Source organism: Capnocytophaga cynodegmi DSM 19736, assembly GCF_000379185.1.
In the GTDB taxonomy this organism is placed as follows: domain Bacteria; phylum Bacteroidota; class Bacteroidia; order Flavobacteriales; family Flavobacteriaceae; genus Capnocytophaga; species Capnocytophaga cynodegmi.
Genome location: NZ_KB900706.1, coordinates 1 through 14,981, shown reverse-complemented (window position 1 = coordinate 14,981; position 14,981 = coordinate 1). Strand labels below are relative to the sequence as shown.

At 35.0% G+C, this 14,981-nt stretch carries 15 protein-coding genes, 1 tRNA gene and 1 riboswitch; of the genes, 2 read left to right on the top strand and 14 right to left on the bottom strand.

Features of this window, described 5'->3' with window-relative positions; translation table 11 throughout:
• Positions 1-9: 9 nt before the first annotated feature.
• The 12 genes from YW9_RS0102850 to YW9_RS12980 all read right to left on the bottom strand — a co-directional run bounded on the left by YW9_RS0102850 (position 10) and on the right by YW9_RS12980 (position 12,971).
• Positions 10-1,350, bottom strand: coding sequence for a UDP-N-acetylmuramoyl-tripeptide--D-alanyl-D-alanine ligase (locus YW9_RS0102850; RefSeq protein ID WP_018278672.1), 1,341 nt, complete (start codon positions 1,348-1,350; stop codon positions 10-12).
• 83 nt (positions 1,351-1,433) lie between these two features.
• Positions 1,434-3,098, bottom strand: coding sequence for a gliding motility lipoprotein GldJ (gene gldJ, locus YW9_RS0102845; protein ID WP_018278671.1), 1,665 nt, complete (start codon positions 3,096-3,098; stop codon positions 1,434-1,436).
• A 390-nt stretch (positions 3,099-3,488) separates the two neighbouring features.
• On the bottom strand, positions 3,489-3,758 hold the full coding sequence (locus YW9_RS0102840) for a hypothetical protein (protein ID WP_018278670.1): 270 nt from the start codon (positions 3,756-3,758) through the stop codon (positions 3,489-3,491).
• Positions 3,759-3,818: 60 nt separating this feature from the next.
• A riboswitch (SAM-I-IV-variant riboswitch) is annotated at positions 3,819-3,917 on the bottom strand.
• 178 nt (positions 3,918-4,095) lie between these two features.
• The gene (locus YW9_RS0102835; RefSeq protein WP_018278669.1) at positions 4,096-4,974 is read right to left on the bottom strand and encodes a carboxypeptidase-like regulatory domain-containing protein; all 879 of its coding nucleotides are present in this window, start codon (positions 4,972-4,974) and stop codon (positions 4,096-4,098) included.
• A 69-nt stretch (positions 4,975-5,043) separates the two neighbouring features.
• Entirely contained in the window at positions 5,044-5,745 is a 702-nt protein-coding gene (locus tag YW9_RS0102830; protein ID WP_018278668.1) for a DUF6261 family protein, read from the bottom strand.
• 11 nt (positions 5,746-5,756) lie between these two features.
• Complete coding sequence (locus tag YW9_RS0102825; protein ID WP_155848710.1) at positions 5,757-5,966, bottom strand: hypothetical protein; 210 nt, start codon at positions 5,964-5,966, stop codon at positions 5,757-5,759.
• A gap of 18 nt (positions 5,967-5,984) precedes the next feature.
• Positions 5,985-6,608: a hypothetical protein gene (locus tag YW9_RS0102820; protein WP_231555654.1), complete on the bottom strand. Its 624-nt coding sequence runs from the start codon at positions 6,606-6,608 to the stop codon at positions 5,985-5,987.
• Positions 6,598-7,254 carry a hypothetical protein gene (locus tag YW9_RS0102815; protein ID WP_018278665.1) on the bottom strand — a complete coding sequence of 219 codons (657 nt, stop codon included), beginning with the start codon at positions 7,252-7,254 and terminating at the stop codon, positions 6,598-6,600. Before YW9_RS0102815 ends, YW9_RS0102820 begins: the two co-directional genes overlap by 11 nt.
• Before the next feature lie 12 nt (positions 7,255-7,266).
• The gene (gene leuS, locus YW9_RS0102810) at positions 7,267-10,125 is read right to left on the bottom strand and encodes a leucine--tRNA ligase (protein WP_018278664.1); all 2,859 of its coding nucleotides are present in this window, start codon (positions 10,123-10,125) and stop codon (positions 7,267-7,269) included.
• 202 nt (positions 10,126-10,327) lie between these two features.
• Positions 10,328-10,942: a hypothetical protein gene (locus YW9_RS0102805; protein WP_018278663.1), complete on the bottom strand. Its 615-nt coding sequence runs from the start codon at positions 10,940-10,942 to the stop codon at positions 10,328-10,330.
• A 44-nt stretch (positions 10,943-10,986) separates the two neighbouring features.
• Complete coding sequence (gene nhaD / locus YW9_RS0102800; RefSeq protein ID WP_018278662.1) at positions 10,987-12,312, bottom strand: sodium:proton antiporter NhaD; 1,326 nt, start codon at positions 12,310-12,312, stop codon at positions 10,987-10,989.
• Between the two features lie 119 nt (positions 12,313-12,431).
• Positions 12,432-12,971, bottom strand: a complete 540-nt coding sequence (locus YW9_RS12980; RefSeq protein WP_018278661.1) for a septal ring lytic transglycosylase RlpA family protein — start codon at positions 12,969-12,971, stop codon at positions 12,432-12,434.
• 205 nt (positions 12,972-13,176) lie between these two features.
• Between YW9_RS12980 and YW9_RS13555 the strand changes: the two genes are divergently transcribed.
• Together YW9_RS13555 and YW9_RS0102785 are read left to right on the top strand one after the other, a co-directional pair.
• Positions 13,177-13,344, top strand: a complete 168-nt coding sequence (locus YW9_RS13555) for a DUF5522 domain-containing protein (RefSeq protein WP_018278660.1) — start codon at positions 13,177-13,179, stop codon at positions 13,342-13,344.
• A gap of 103 nt (positions 13,345-13,447) precedes the next feature.
• Positions 13,448-13,523 (top strand) — tRNA-His (locus tag YW9_RS0102785).
• 133 nt (positions 13,524-13,656) lie between these two features.
• On the opposite strand, the gene YW9_RS0102780 is transcribed toward YW9_RS0102785, so the two are convergent.
• A complete protein-coding gene (locus tag YW9_RS0102780; protein ID WP_026193766.1) occupies positions 13,657-14,394 on the bottom strand; it encodes an LVIVD repeat-containing protein in 738 nt (245 codons plus the stop codon).
• A 13-nt stretch (positions 14,395-14,407) separates the two neighbouring features.
• Positions 14,408-14,911, bottom strand: a complete 504-nt coding sequence (locus YW9_RS0102775; protein WP_018278658.1) for an LVIVD repeat-containing protein — start codon at positions 14,909-14,911, stop codon at positions 14,408-14,410.
• Positions 14,912-14,981 lie beyond the last annotated feature (70 nt).

Below are 14,981 nucleotides of genomic sequence, written 5' to 3'. Positions count from 1 at the left end.
ATGTTTTTTTTATTTTAATATTCGTTCGAGAGCCATTCCTCTTGAACCTTTGATGAGGATAAAACTATTTGAAAAATCTTTCAAAGCAAAAACTTTTTGGAAATCTTCAAAAGTCTTGAATTTTGGATACTTACTTTTTGTTTTAAAAAAATTTTCACCAACTAAAAAAACCTTCTCCCAAGTATTTTTCTCCACTAAACTTACAATATTTTGATGTTCTCGAGCCGCATAATCACCAAGTTCAAACATATCACCAAGAACAAGAATTTTCTTTTTAAACCCTTGTATTTCAACTGCATTCACAATTGCTTCCGACATACTGCTGGGATTAGCATTGTAAGCATCTAACAAAATTGTATTTGTTTGTTGGTTTATAATTTGACTACGATTATTTTTGGGAATGTACTTTTCTATTCCTCGTTTGATTGCTTCTGATGAAATTTTAAAAAACCTTGCAAAAGCAATTGCTGCAGCAATATTCGTAAAATTATATTTTCCTACCAGATTGGATTTTATTTTTATCTTCTCACTCGAAAAATCTTCAATTTCAGGGGTATCCGTTACTTCTTCGAAAACATTCAACACTTCACTTACAAATGTTTCCCTGAAAGAAACCTCCACAGGATTAAATCCCAAACATTCCACAAAAACATTTACTTCTGGCTCATTACCAAAAGAATACACATTTTGATAATCACTCAACAATTTCTTTTGAAGTTCATCATTATTATTGAAAATGATGGTTTTATTTTGTTGTTTTAAGTAATCATATAGCTCCCCTTTAGCTTTGACAACCCCCTCAAAACTACCAAATCCTTCCAAATGAGCTTTCCCAATGCTTGTGATATAACCATAATCAGGCTCAGCAATGGAACACAAAAATTCGATTTCTTTAGGGTGATTTGCCCCCATTTCAACAATCGCAATCTCTGTTTCTGGTGTAATTGAAAGAATTGTTAAGGGAACTCCAATATGATTATTCAAATTCCCTTCTGTTGCTACTACATTAAAAGCCTCAGACAGAACTGATTTTATAAGCTCCTTGGTTGTAGTTTTTCCATTGCTCCCCGTAATTGCTATGATAGGAGTTTTGAGTTTTCTTCGGTGGTAATTTGCCAATTTCTGTAATGTAGTAAGTACATCTTCTACCAGAATTGTTCTTTCAGATAATTTTATATTGGGATTATCAACAACAGCATACAAAGCTCCTTTCTTAAGAGCCTCTTCTGCAAACAAATTCCCATCAAAAGAATTCCCTTTTAACGCAAAATAAATACATTTTTCGGCAACATTTCTACTATCAGTGCAAACACCTGATGAAGCAAGAAATTTTTTATATAAATCTTCCATAAAATAAAATCATATCTCATTAAAAAAACTCTGTAAACATACATCTACAGAGTTTCTAATTTTATCAACTTTTATATTAATATCTAACCTTTCGGAGTTTTATTTTTTCTAGAAGATTTTGCTCCTACGCGACTCATTGCATTTCTGAATCCAATATAGTCAGTTGCAATGTACTGAGGCAAATATCTTCTTTGTGAAGGGTCAATCCAGAATATACGATCTCTCCAAGAACCTCCTTTATAAACACGTACCTCATCATCAATTAAAGTAGTACGTTCATTCGATTTATCAAATATACGACTCAATCCCATAGAATCTTTCTCAATTTTATGTTTCGGAGCATTGTACATTGTATTTCTGTGGTCTTTTTCCTCTTTTGAAGAAGCTAATTCATCTCTACTTCCGTAGTATCCACGTGAAGAAGATCTGTCCCCATCTTGGAAACTTCTGTTATCACTTCGTGTGAAGTTGTAACGCAAATACGTCTCATTTTCATCAATAGGAACTGTTGCTAAGTTACCTGGAAGATTACGAGCAACTATTTTTCCGTTACTAAGCGTATCGTACTTGATATTATCAGCAGTTACAACCACTTGCTTACCATCTTCTCCAATAGCGTGTTTCATATACACGTTACCACGATAGTAGTTGAAATCACTCTCCCCATCATCAATTATTGGACGATAAACGTCAGCTACCCACTCAGCCACATTTCCTGCCATATCATACAATCCAAAATCATTTGGCGGATATGTTTTCACAGCAACTGTAATATCTCCTCTGTCATCTGACCAACCTGCTAGTCCGCCATAATCTCCTTTTCCTTGCTTGAAGTTAGCCAATTGATCACCACGTGTAGCTCGTTTTGTTGAACGGCTATATGCTCCATCCCAAGGATATTTTTTTCTTCCTCTAATGTTGTTGTACTCACGAATTCCGTTCAACGACTTAGCAGCATATTCCCACTCAACCTCAGTAGGCAAACGATACTCAGGAACTAAAATTCCGCTTGTTTGTTTTGCGTATGTTGGCTCACCTTCTTTGGTAACTGCTTTTTTACCTGCGAATTCTGACACCTTTCCTCCGTACGAATTTGACGGAGTGTTAAGATAAACATCTGTGCTGAAGGTACTTTCTGAATCTACCTGATAACGAGTATCTTTATTCAAATATCCAGATTTTTCCAAGATAGCTTCGTTTACACGGTCTGTACGCCAAACACTAAACTGAACCGCTTGTACCCAGTTTACTCCCACAACAGGATATTCCGCATAAGCAGGGTGACGCAAATAGTTGGTAACCATCGACTCGTTAAATCCAAGAGAACTTCTCCAAACTAATGTATCTGGCAAGGCTCCTACATAGATATTTCTGTATTGCTCTTGATCTGGTGGAAATACGTGTTTCAACCAATCCAAATATTCCATATACATCTTGTTGGTAACCTCCGTTTCATCCATATAGAATGATTGCACGTGCTGCTGTGTCGGAACGTTATTCCAATCGTGCATCACGTTATCTTGAACTTGTCCCATAGTGAAAGTACCTCCCTCCACTAGTACAAGACCAGGAGCAGCTTCTTGTTCTTTAAAGTCAGTATTGTACTGGAAGCCTCCTTCTTTAGAGTTAATTTTCCATCCTGTTGCATTTGAAATATTTTTATCAGATTTCTTTCCACAACTTGTAACCAAAGACAAACCTGAAAAAATAGCGATTACAACGAAAATTCTAAGCAGATTATTCTTCATAGTAAACCTATATTATTAGCATAAATTTCGGGTGCAAGATAGCAAAACTTTCTATAATAAAAGTAATTGACTAAACATTTTAACTTCTATACATTTGTGGGACACAAAAATACAAACAAATACTTTTTTAATTATCAAACACTTACATTAAAAATTATCTTTTCAATTTATAAAAAAATTAATACCTTTTTATAAAAAAAATTAACATTTTCGGGTGTCTTTTTTTGTTAGAATACCACTTAAAATCCGTATTTTTTTTCAAAAAATTCAATAAAGTCCTTTACATTTAAAATAATCAAGCACCAATAATTGAAAAACGAGACTAAAGTTTTTCACCTTAATCTCATTTTTCACATCGTCAAATTAGTGTCTTTTCTTTTAAATTTGACTTTAATCAATAATCTGCACTAACTTTTTACCCTCCAGACGAATTTTGTATTGTAAGGACGTTGAATTCTCAAAAATAAATTGACTACAATCAAATTCCCTACTAAGAAATTCCTGATGTAAAGCAGCTAAGTAAGCACCTCGAACACCTACCCAACCCTTATTGCCTACCTCTCTGTTAAAAACCTCTATTAACTCATCAATTGTCATTTTTGAGAAACGAAGTTTGTAATCCTGAAAATAATCTTGAAGTGTTTTTTCTTTTCTTTCCATTGTATTGTATATTATAATTGATTACTACACCTACAACAGAAGTTATGAAGTCACAATAGAAGAAACCTTTGTTTTTGGCAGGTTGCCCTCATTCTAAACCACCGTGGCTGGCTTTAGCTCGGTTGGTGTCCTGACACTCAGAAACTCCTGATGATGGCACAAAGGTAAAACATTTTTATATTTCCTACAAATTTTATTGTATTTAGCGAAAAACCGAAACTCTGCAAGAAAAAAAACATTAAAAAAAGACTCACAAAAGAAATTATTTTGTAAATAAAAACAAAAATCCCTGAACGTATTTTTTCAGGGATTTTTTGTGTGATTAAAATTATTATAATTATTGTTTTACAGTAACATACATAGCGACAGTTAACCCTTTTTTTACATCCCAAGCTCCTAAACTATGGTAACGAGTGATAAACTTCCCAAAGAATTTACCTCTGTATTTGAACAGACTTTTTGAAGTTTCGTCTTTCTTAGGTAAGTATTCAATGGTTATGAAAATGGGTTTATCATATCTCAAATTGTACTTTTCAATATCGAACTTATTCCAACCGTTTTTAAGAGTTTGTGTAATAATGATATTTTCGGCATTAATTCTCTGGTTAGGTAAATTGTTTTTGATGTCGTAAACATTGATTCTGAATGTGGCTGTATCAATATCAATATCAAATAAATTTACGTTAACATCTACCAACAAGGAAGGTTTACCTATCTTGATTTTCTTTGCTATTTCGCCTGAATCAATATTGTCTGGCAAATCAGAACTTTGTGATGATGCATTGTCTGAACTTTTTCCATCCCCCCTAATGTAACGAACATAAACCATAGAGGAGTACGAAGTAGTTCCGATTTGAACCAATTCAGACTTAGAAGGAACCACAACAACTTCTTCTAGTTGGTTAATCTTTTCCTGTAAAACAACCACCAAAGAGGGTTCTTGTGTAAGCTCTGAAATCTTGAATGTCTTTTCACAAAACCCAATATGTGAAAATGTAAGTGCTTCATTAACCTTTGATGCATCTATCGCAATGGAAAAATATCCTTGTTCGTCTGATATTGCCCCAACATTTTTATCTTTAATCCCTATATTCACATAAGCCAAAGGCTCTCCCTGTTCCGACATTACTTTTCCTTTAACAACCACCTGCCCTAAAGCAAGATTAACAAAAAGTAAACATAAAATAAAAAATAAATTTTTCACTCTTTTACTCATTTTTAATTAATAATCATAGAGAATTATCATACAGACGTTAAGCGTTTTATCCACTATCTTATACCTATATTATTTTTTCTTGCCTCGGGCTTTGACCACTTCGTTCATATCGTCGATGATTTTAGCTACTTTGTCGGCAAAAGTGGTGTATTTTGCCTCATCGACAAGGGTCATCGCTACCAAATACGGAATCAACTTTTTGTTTATCAATCCCAAAAGCGGTTTGCGGAGGCTACTAGCACTAACTTTCGAATGGTTTTCGGTGAATGCTTCCTCGTATTGCAGACGTAATCTGGCAAATTCCTCCTGCGTGGTGCGGATTTGTGTAATTGCCTCGCTCACTCCCGAAAGTGCCGTCACAGATGCCTGAACCTCACTTACCGACAAGTCTTTGAGCAACGAATCAATCAGGTTCGACTCGCTGGCATAGTTCTCTTCGGTGATTTTTACGCCGTATTTCTTGAAAATGGTAGCGATTTTCTGCCCGTGAGCTTTGGTATTTTCCACCGGAAACACCTCATAGGCTTTGAGCATTTTGTCCAACACACGAATAGCTTGGTCACGCTCAGCATCAGCATCTTCGAGTTTCGATACAGCTTTATCTTTTTTTATGGCTTCGGTAATGGCATCGCCTTGGGTTTGTATTTCCGAAAGAAGGTTTTTCAAAAACGCATCGTCCTGCAAAGTAGCAGTACCTTTGTAAAGAACCGCCAATCGGTTGGCAACATCGCCCACTTCGGTAATTCTGGATTGATAATTTAATGGCTTCATAATAATATTTGTTAAATGTTTATGTCTGAATGTTTCATCGCAGTGAAAAGGGTGTTTTGTCTTTCGGTGAGGCTTTTCAATGGAGTGAAAGGAATGTTTGGTTTCTCGGTGAACGATTTCACTGCAATGAAAAAATCGTTAAGCTTACCGTTGAATGTTTTCACAACAGTGAAAAGGTCGTTTTGTTTTCCGTTTTGCTTTTTCACTATAGTGATTGCCAAATATAGAGAATATTTTTATTATTTACCTACCTTTTCTCTTATATCAAGCTGAATTTTATTTTCACTGCAATACTTTTGAAAATCCCCAATACACCTCAAAGCACTTTCTTCATCGGTAAACTTCTCCAAAGAGTATGACTTGAACAACATTAATTGATTCTCACTTTCCTGATAAATTCCTGTTTCTTCTAAAACAAATTCACTAGTACCCCAATTATCCTTAGCAAAACCTTTTCCTATCCATTGGTTTTTCCCAACAACAAAAATAAGCTTACTTTCAGAAAGTTCTATATTTTCAAATGTATAGGTATATCGTTTATCTGCTTTTCCGTTTTTTTCTTTGGCTTGAAAAAATCCCGTATCATTGAGTACGAAAATTGAAAAATGTATTTCATCATTAGCTACTTTTCTTGTGTTAAAGTGAAACTCATAATAATACATATTTAGCCAATCCCACGCCCAAGATTTCAAATCTCCCTTTCCATCACGAGGAGTTACATTGCTAAATTTTGAATATCCCCCTTGATAGGTATAATCATACTTTTTACTTATAAAATCGACCAAATCGAGTATTCTTCTTTGATACTCGTATAAAAAGCGATAGGCTTTTCTTGCCTCTAATAAAGTTTTTTTAATTTCCATTTGCATACTTAAAAATATTTGGAATGTTAGAAGTTATATTTACTTCCTCTAAATCTTTCAACCACAGTTTTTTGAAATAGCCGTGCATAGCAAATCCTTTGATTAAATCGTCCAAAACTCGCTTGTATGAATTGATTTGTGAATAATCTATATTATTTATTTTATTTCGTTCTATCACAACTTGAGCTAATATTCTTGACCAATTGGTTTTACACATAATAACTCCATCAATGTTAGGGGTGTCATCTTCATTCCATAATCCACCCAACTGAATGAAATACAAATTTTTATTTTCTTCATATTCATTACGATAGGCTTTAATTTCATTTTGGATTTGAGTATCATTTTGTTGTCTTATATCATATCTTTTTGCCTCGATAAGCAAATCAAAATCATTAAAACGAATAAATACATCAGGTTCTACATATCTGTTATTAGATGTATATTGGGGACTCCATCTATCCCAAAGGTTCATTTCTAAAATTTCTCCTGACATCTCAGGTAATTTTTGATGAAACAATGATTTTTTGAGAATATCCCAAAATATTTCGTGTGGAAGATACTTTAACAAATCAAAAACTGTTGCCGTTAAACTATCCTCACAAACACGAAATTCCCCCTTATTTTTATCAAAAAATGTTATCATATTTCTAAAACTTTACACCACCACATTCACGATTTTCCCTTTCACCACGATGATTTTCTTCGGGGGGTTACCACCAAGTTGGGCTTGGGTGCGTTCGTCTGCCAAAATGATTTTTTCCACTTCTTCGTTGGGCATATCCAAAGGCAATTCGATTTTGAAACGCACTTTTCCGTTGAACGACACCGGATATTCTTTCGTGCTTTCTACCAAATATTTCTCTTCAAAAGTTGGGAATGGCACTCGGCTAATGCTTTCATTATGACCTAAAACTTCCCAAAGTTCTTCAGCAATGTGCGGTGCATACGGCGAAATCAGCACTGCCATTGGTTCTAAAATCGCTCGTTTGTTGCATTTGATTTTTTGCAATTCGTTTACCGCAATCATAAATGCCGAAACCGAAGTATTGAACGAGAAATTCTCAATGTCATACTCCACTTTTTTGATGAGCGTATGCAAGATTTTGTATTCTTCTTTGGTCGGTTCTTCGTCAGAAATGGAAACCACATCGCCATCAAAATACAAGTTATAAAACTTCTTCAAGAAACCTGAAACGCCCGTCATTCCTGCGGTATTCCAAGGTTTTGCTTGTTCCAACGGACCTAAAAACATTTCATACAAACGCAATGTATCTGCTCCGTATTGCTCACAAATATCATCAGGATTCACGACATTGTATTTGGATTTTGACATTTTTTCGACCTCGTGACCGACAATATATTTTCCGTTTTCGTCCAAAATAAATTCCGCATCGGCAAAATCAGGTCGCCATTGTTTAAATCCTTCAATATCCAATTCCGATGAAGTATTTACAAGTGAAACATCGGCGTGAATGGCTTGTACTTTTTTGTCGCCAATTTGCCCTTTGGAAACGAAAGTATTTGTACCTTCCAATCGGTACAAAAACGCACTCGTTCCTAAAATCATTCCTTGATTTATCATTTTTTGGAAAGGCTCTTCGGCTTGTATAAACCCTCTGTCTTTGAGGAATTTATTCCAAAATCTCGAATATAATAAATGCCCTGTGGCGTGTTCGCTTCCACCGATGTACAAATCTACATTTTGCCAATAATTTAGGCTCTCTTGCGAGGCAAATTCCTTTTCGTTGTGTGCGTCCATATAGCGAAGCCAATACCAAGATGACCCAGCCCAACCTGGCATCGTAGAAAGTTCCAAAGGGAAAACCGATTGATTGTCAATCAAATCAGTACTTACGATTTTCTCTTCGGCTTCATTCCAAGCGTATTCTTTTGCGTTCCCTAATGGTGGGTCGCCATCTTCGGTTGGAAGGTATTTTTCCACTTCAGGAAGTTCCAACGGCAAAGCTGAAAACGGCAACGTGTAAGGCACTCCGTTTTTATAATAAATAGGCACAGGTTCGCCCCAATACCGCTGACGCGAGAAAATAGCATCTCTTTGTCGGTAGTTGATTTTAGCCTTCCCTACTCCCGATTTTTCCAATTCTTCAAGAATTTTTTCTGTGGCTTCTTCGTAATCCATTCCGTTGAGAAAATCCGAATTTTGCAATTTGAAACCGCCTTTTTCAGTAAATGCGTTTTCTGAAATATCCTTGTCGAAAATATTGATGATTTCAGGCATTCCTTCCGCACCTGCAAAATGTTTTGCAAAGGCATAATCACGTTCATCTCCCGCAGGAACCGCCATTACCGCACCCGTTCCGTAACCTGCTAATACGTAATCACCTATCCAAATAGGAACAGGTCGTTTAGTAACCGGATGCTCGGCATAAGCTCCCGTAAACACTCCCGAAATAGTTTTGGTATCCGCCATTCTATCTCTTTCCGAACGCTTAGAAGTTGCTTCAATATAATCCAAAACGGCTTGTTTTTGTGCTTCGGTTGTGATTTGTAAAACCAATTCGTGTTCAGGAGCCAAAGTGAGATAAGTTACGCCGAAAATGGTGTCGGGTCTTGTTGTAAAAACGGTAATATGTTCAACGTTTGAAGTTTCAGGTTCAACGTCTTGGGACTTTGAACTTAGAACTTTAAACTTGATTGACGCCCCTTTTGATTTTCCTATCCAATTGCGTTGGCTTTCTTTTACAGATTCACTCCAATCCACCGTTTCTAAGCCTTGCAACAATCGCTCGGAATAAGCGGTAATACGCATACTCCATTGCGTCATTTTCTTTTGAAAAACAGGATATCCGCCTCGTTCCGAAACGCCATTTACTACCTCGTCGTTCGCCAAAACCGTTCCCAAAGCCGGACACCAATTAACGGTAGTTTCGGCACGAAACGCCAAACGATAATTGAGTAGAATGTTTTGTTTTTCTTCTTCACTGTAATTTTTCCATTGCTCAGCGGTAAAATGAAGCTCTTCAGTCTGAGCCGCATTTAGGTTTTCCGTTCCGAATTTCTCAAAATGCTGAACAAGTGTTTGGATATCTTCCGCTTTATTGGTAGTGTTGTTATACCACGAATGAAACAATTGAATAAAAATCCATTGTGTCCATTTGTAATAATCAGCATTTGAAGTCCTTACTTCTCTACTCCAATCGAACGAAAAGCCAATTTTGTCGAGCTGTTCGCGGTAACGAGCGATGTTTTCACGAGTGGTTTTTTCGGGGTGTTGCCCTGTTTGTATGGCGTATTGCTCGGCAGGTAATCCGAACGAATCGTACCCTTGCGGATGTAACACATTAAAGCCTTTGTGGCGTTTGTATCGTGCGAAAATATCCGATGCTATATACCCAAGCGGATGCCCTACGTGCAACCCCGCTCCCGATGGATATGGGAACATATCTAATACATAAAATTTCGGTTTTTCTGAATGGTTTTCTGTTTTAAAAGTTTGGTTTTCTGACCAATATTTTTGCCATTTGGCTTCGATGTCTTTATGGTTATAGTTCATAGTGCAGACCGCATACGCGGTTATTTTAATTTGTTAATAATCTGATTAAAGGGACAAAAATAGGGAATTTCTGGCAAAGTAATAATATATTCTAAATAGGAATATGCTTAAATCTAAACTTTGAAAGAGAGATTAAGTAAAAAGAGTCGCTCACCGAAATGAACGACTCTTTTTCATAAGTTATTTTCCTTTCAGAATGAAATTACTTCTTAATTACTGATTTGAATTCTCCATCTGTAATTTCAATCATTCTTTTGCTTTCTTTATGTATCATTTTGCCAGAAAATGCACCCGAAACAAGATATTCTGCATCGCCCTCAGGACTTATTTGCAATTGTTTTAACTCTGTTATTGTGACGGTTATAGGAAAAGATTCTACATTGCTAACAACACCATTGACACGAGTTACAATATGAGATGAATATCTTTCGTATCTTGGGGTTTTACGAATAAAACTTAGTCCAAAATTTATTTCTTGGGGATTAGACAACTTAAAAGTATACGTTTTTCCAACCTGAGGCTTTTCTCTGAAAGGGAAACGAATCTTAAACTCATAAAGATCATCTTCCCAAGCGTCTTTATTAATACCTTTCGCTTCCATTTCCCAAAGATATACCGCTTTTGATGGTCCAAAACCTGGATAAAGTCTGAAATCCTCCAACTTCTCCTTTGCAATCCACCACTCACCATCTATTTTCACACGAATATAAGGCGGCTCCAATTGAGGAACTTCTTCCGAATTATCATCTTTCTTGCAACTCAGAAGACTTATCGCCAACACAAAAAATATTCCTAAAACATACTTTGCCTTTACCATAACTATTAAAATTTAAAATTACTACTGAACTAAAAAAATATTTTTTAACCAAAAACGTGAAAACTCTCCAACAACACTAAAAAAAGAAATCCTGACAGAAAACCAATAAATGCCAACCATAAAATATTTTTAGCATACCAGAAGAAGTCAATTTTTTCCATACCCATTGCCGCTACTCCCGCTGCCGAACCGATGATAAGTAAACTTCCGCCTGTTCCTGCTGCAAAAGCAATAAAATGCCATAATCCACTATCGATGGGCTCTTGAAACATTCCAATACTTGCCGCAACAAGTGGAACATTATCAATCACTGCCGATCCAATTCCTAACAAAGCAACTACAATATTTTGATTAGGAATGGTTTGATTCAGTACATTTGCAAAATTATAAAGCACTCCGATAGACTCTAAAGCTGCCACACCAAGCAGAATTCCCAAGAAAAATAAAATACTCGACATTTCAATGCGAGACAACGCCTTATGTGGAGAAAATGAAACTGCCGTATCTTCATCTAATTCCTTAATTGGCTTGAGTAATTCCGAGAAAAACCACATCGTTGCTAAGGCGAAGAGCATTCCCATATAAGGAGGCAAACCCGTTATTGTTTTGAAAATCGGAACAAAAATAATCGATACAAAGCCAATAATGACTACAGGTAAACTACTTTTAAAAGCCTGTGTTTTGTCAGAGCGTGGAATATCCAAACGTCCCTGAAAAACAGGAAGAAAAGAAGCTATTAAAAACGGTACTGCAAAGCAAATAATAGAAGGCATAAGCACATATTCCGTCAATTTAGCTGGTGTTACCTTATCCGCCATCCAAAGCATTGTCGTCGTTACATCTCCAATAGGCGACCAAGCTCCACCTGCGTTGGCTGCGATAACCACAAGTGACACGTACCACATTCGTTCTGTGCGAAGTGGAACCAATTTGCGAACAATGGAAATCAGTACAATTGTTGCCGTAAGATTATCAATCAAAGCAGATAGGAAAAATGCTACAATACCTAAAATCCAGAGAAGCTTTTTCTTTTTTCTCGTTTTTATAATCTTTTTAATGATTTCGAACCCTCGATGCATATCAATAATTTCAACAATGGTCATCGCACCAATAAGAAAGAAAAGGATTTCCCCAATTTTACCCAAATGATGCAATAAAATAGCGTCAATTGCTGAAGCATTATCCGTTGCGTTAATGGGAACAAGTCCTTCGCTACTAACATCAAAAACAACAAGATTAGCTGTTTTTAATAAAGCCCAACAAACCGAAGCCATTCCTAAAGCTGAAATCGTTTTGTCAATTTTCACCTGATGCTCAATAGTAATAAAAAGATAACCAATAAAAAATATGGCAATAACCCAAGTTTCCATAATTCAATGATTTGAATATTAAAATATTTTTATTTTGGGTGCAAATGTAATATAAAAGAGCATATGTAAAACCTTTACTATCTTTTTTTACAGAAAATTGAAGAGTATGTAGAGAAAAGTTATTTCACTATCTCAATATCTACGAGTAGCTCTCCCTTATTTGTATCATCGGTAATATCCATAAAAGCTCTTCGGGTAAGGTCTATTTCTCGGGTTTTCTTCACTGGACCTCGGTCATTTACAATAACATAAATCCATTTACCATTTATACGATTAATTACCTTGAGTTTTGTCCCGAAAGGCAATGTTCGATGTGCGGCAGTCTGTTTGCTATTATCGAAGATGGTGCCATTAGCTGTTTTTCGTCCGTTAAATTTATCGTGATAATAAGTAGCAATCACTTGTTTTTTATAAGATTCTGTTGGAGCAAGAACCACATTTTTAGCATCTTTTTGGTGCGACGCCTTCTTAGAATCTTTTTCCTTTTGAAATTTCGTTTTTTCTTTTTTAGTCGAAATATTCCTTTTAGAAGTTTTTGTACTTTTTGTTTTTGTAGTTTGCTTTTTAGAGTTTTCTTTATAAGTTTTTTGTCCACTACAAGCTGTTATGCTTCCTATCAGGAATAAAAATGTAAGTAATTTTCTAATTTTCTGTTTCATTTCTTTTCATTTTTTTTGCAAAAATATTTATTTTTCAGAATCTTAACGAGATTTCTTAAAAATAAAAGTTTACAACAAAAAATAATTATTGGCTTGGATTTTGAAGAGATGTTTAAGCTTAGTAAAAAATAATGAGAAAAAATATTATTTTTCACCTACTCTATTGAGTTAACTTTTTAACACAAAAATAATTTTCACAAGCAAAATGAAAGAAAAAGAAGAAAATAACGACTTTTATTATTCTGAAAAAGGATATAAAATTTTCAAAGAATCGTACCTCTTAAAAAGAGGATATTGCTGCCAGAGTGGCTGTAAACATTGCCCATACGGATACAACAAAAAAACAGGAAAGGTTGAGAAAAAACACAAATAGAAAAATATTTATTATTCCGTTAAAGAGAAAAAAAATTATTTTTTCAGCAATATTTTTTTGCAAATAAGAAAAGAATTACTACCTTTGCACTCGCATATGAAATGGTGGTTTTAGCTCAGTTGGTTAGAGCGTCGGATTGTGGTTCCGAAGGTCGCCGGTTCGAGCCCGGTATTCCACCCAAACATTTTCACATTTTAAAATTTTATGGTTACTAAAAAAGAGTGATTTTTCTAGAAAAATCACTCTTTTTTTCATTATATATCAAAATGAGAGTTTTTTATTCTCTCATTTTGTCAATATTTTTTTCGAATATTAATATCTTGTTGTACTAATTACATACAAATCTGAAAAATCTTTCTTAGTCCAAGCATATTGAGTAATTTCTCTTTCCCCAAAAGCAAAAAGCTTATTCTCATAAAAAATCACATCTTTAAAGCTTTTATTTTCCGAATGAACAATTGTTGGATTTGCTGGATTTTTTATATCAAAAAACTTCAAATCATCATCACAAATCACCAAATAATCACCTTTTAAAGCAAGTCCTTTGGGCTGGGTCAAATTTCTTTCGTGAATTTTTACAGGATTTTTTAAATTTCCAATATCATATACTTGTAACACATTCAGATTATTACCACAAAAACTATTGGAATGCAGTGTAACAAAAGCGTGTGAAGCATTTGCAACTACGGGGTCACAAGCGTTAAAATGCCTATACTCAGATAATTTTTCGGGTGATTCAGGTTTTTCAATCGAATAAATATACATTCCGCTTCTTGAGCCAATGAACAAAAATTCATTCAATGAAAACAAGGTTTCAATATCAAAACCAACGTAAATTGTGTTTACTTTTGATGGATTTGTAGGATTCTGAACAGAAAAAACATTTAACCTTCCTGAATCCACCACATACAGATAATTACCAACCAAAGAAAATGTAGCCAACGAACCGCTTACACTATCCGAGCTCTTTGTAAACGCATCATTATTAGATTCTTTACTACAAGAAATTGCCATTACAACAAACAATAGCACAAAAAATATCTTTCTCATATCATTAGGGATTTTAATTGTTTTTAACTTTTTTATGCCAATCTACCACCACCTTGCCTTCCGAAGAAACTGGATAATAACCATCGGGCGACCTAAGTACAGGAAAGGTATTTCGGATACGATCGTAAATTGTAATCTTATTTTGAGAAATATCAAAACTGAATGCCGCCAAATCCACCGCCTGATTAACATACATAACATCTCCTCTAATAGCTAAATCTGTTGCACCTGGTATTTTCAAAAAAGCCTTCAGTTCAGGTTTTTCTGGGTTGGAATTATCGTATATGTAGAAACCTTTGTTCGTATCCCCAATGAACATATAACTATCCTTAAGATAGATTTTCCCTGCATTTTTAACACTTGCATTTCCAGAGGTTTTCACCAAAGTAATTGAATTTTCAAAAGCAGAACGTTCCATAATTTCAGGCTCATAAGCAGAATAATAAATACCATCTCTACTATGAGGGCAGGAAAAGAGAGCAAAACTCATAAATGTAAAAAATAAATAAATTTTCATAACTTTACTTTAAAAAATTTCCTTCGCAAAGGTATAAATTGTTTTCAAAACAAACAATTTATAATAAATA

Bases quoted from the DNA above. Each gene is read 5' to 3' on its own strand.
- YW9_RS0102850 (WP_018278672.1), bottom strand. From the start codon at position 1,350: ATGGAAGATTTATATAAAAAATTTCTTGCTTCATCAGGTGTTTGCACT.
- gldJ (WP_018278671.1), bottom strand. From the start codon at position 3,098: ATGAAGAATAATCTGCTTAGAATTTTCGTTGTAATCGCTATTTTTTCA.
- YW9_RS0102840 (WP_018278670.1), bottom strand. From the start codon at position 3,758: ATGGAAAGAAAAGAAAAAACACTTCAAGATTATTTTCAGGATTACAAA.
- YW9_RS0102835 (WP_018278669.1), bottom strand. From the start codon at position 4,974: ATGAGTAAAAGAGTGAAAAATTTATTTTTTATTTTATGTTTACTTTTT.
- YW9_RS0102830 (WP_018278668.1), bottom strand. From the start codon at position 5,745: ATGAAGCCATTAAATTATCAATCCAGAATTACCGAAGTGGGCGATGTT.
- YW9_RS0102820 (WP_231555654.1), bottom strand. From the start codon at position 6,608: ATGGAAATTAAAAAAACTTTATTAGAGGCAAGAAAAGCCTATCGCTTT.
- YW9_RS0102815 (WP_018278665.1), bottom strand. From the start codon at position 7,254: ATGATAACATTTTTTGATAAAAATAAGGGGGAATTTCGTGTTTGTGAG.
- leuS (WP_018278664.1), bottom strand. From the start codon at position 10,125: ATGAACTATAACCATAAAGACATCGAAGCCAAATGGCAAAAATATTGG.
- YW9_RS0102805 (WP_018278663.1), bottom strand. From the start codon at position 10,942: ATGGTAAAGGCAAAGTATGTTTTAGGAATATTTTTTGTGTTGGCGATA.
- nhaD (WP_018278662.1), bottom strand. From the start codon at position 12,312: ATGGAAACTTGGGTTATTGCCATATTTTTTATTGGTTATCTTTTTATT.
- YW9_RS12980 (WP_018278661.1), bottom strand. From the start codon at position 12,971: ATGAAACAGAAAATTAGAAAATTACTTACATTTTTATTCCTGATAGGA.
- YW9_RS13555 (WP_018278660.1), top strand. From the start codon at position 13,177: ATGAAAGAAAAAGAAGAAAATAACGACTTTTATTATTCTGAAAAAGGA.
- YW9_RS0102780 (WP_026193766.1), bottom strand. From the start codon at position 14,394: ATGAGAAAGATATTTTTTGTGCTATTGTTTGTTGTAATGGCAATTTCT.
- YW9_RS0102775 (WP_018278658.1), bottom strand. From the start codon at position 14,911: ATGAAAATTTATTTATTTTTTACATTTATGAGTTTTGCTCTCTTTTCC.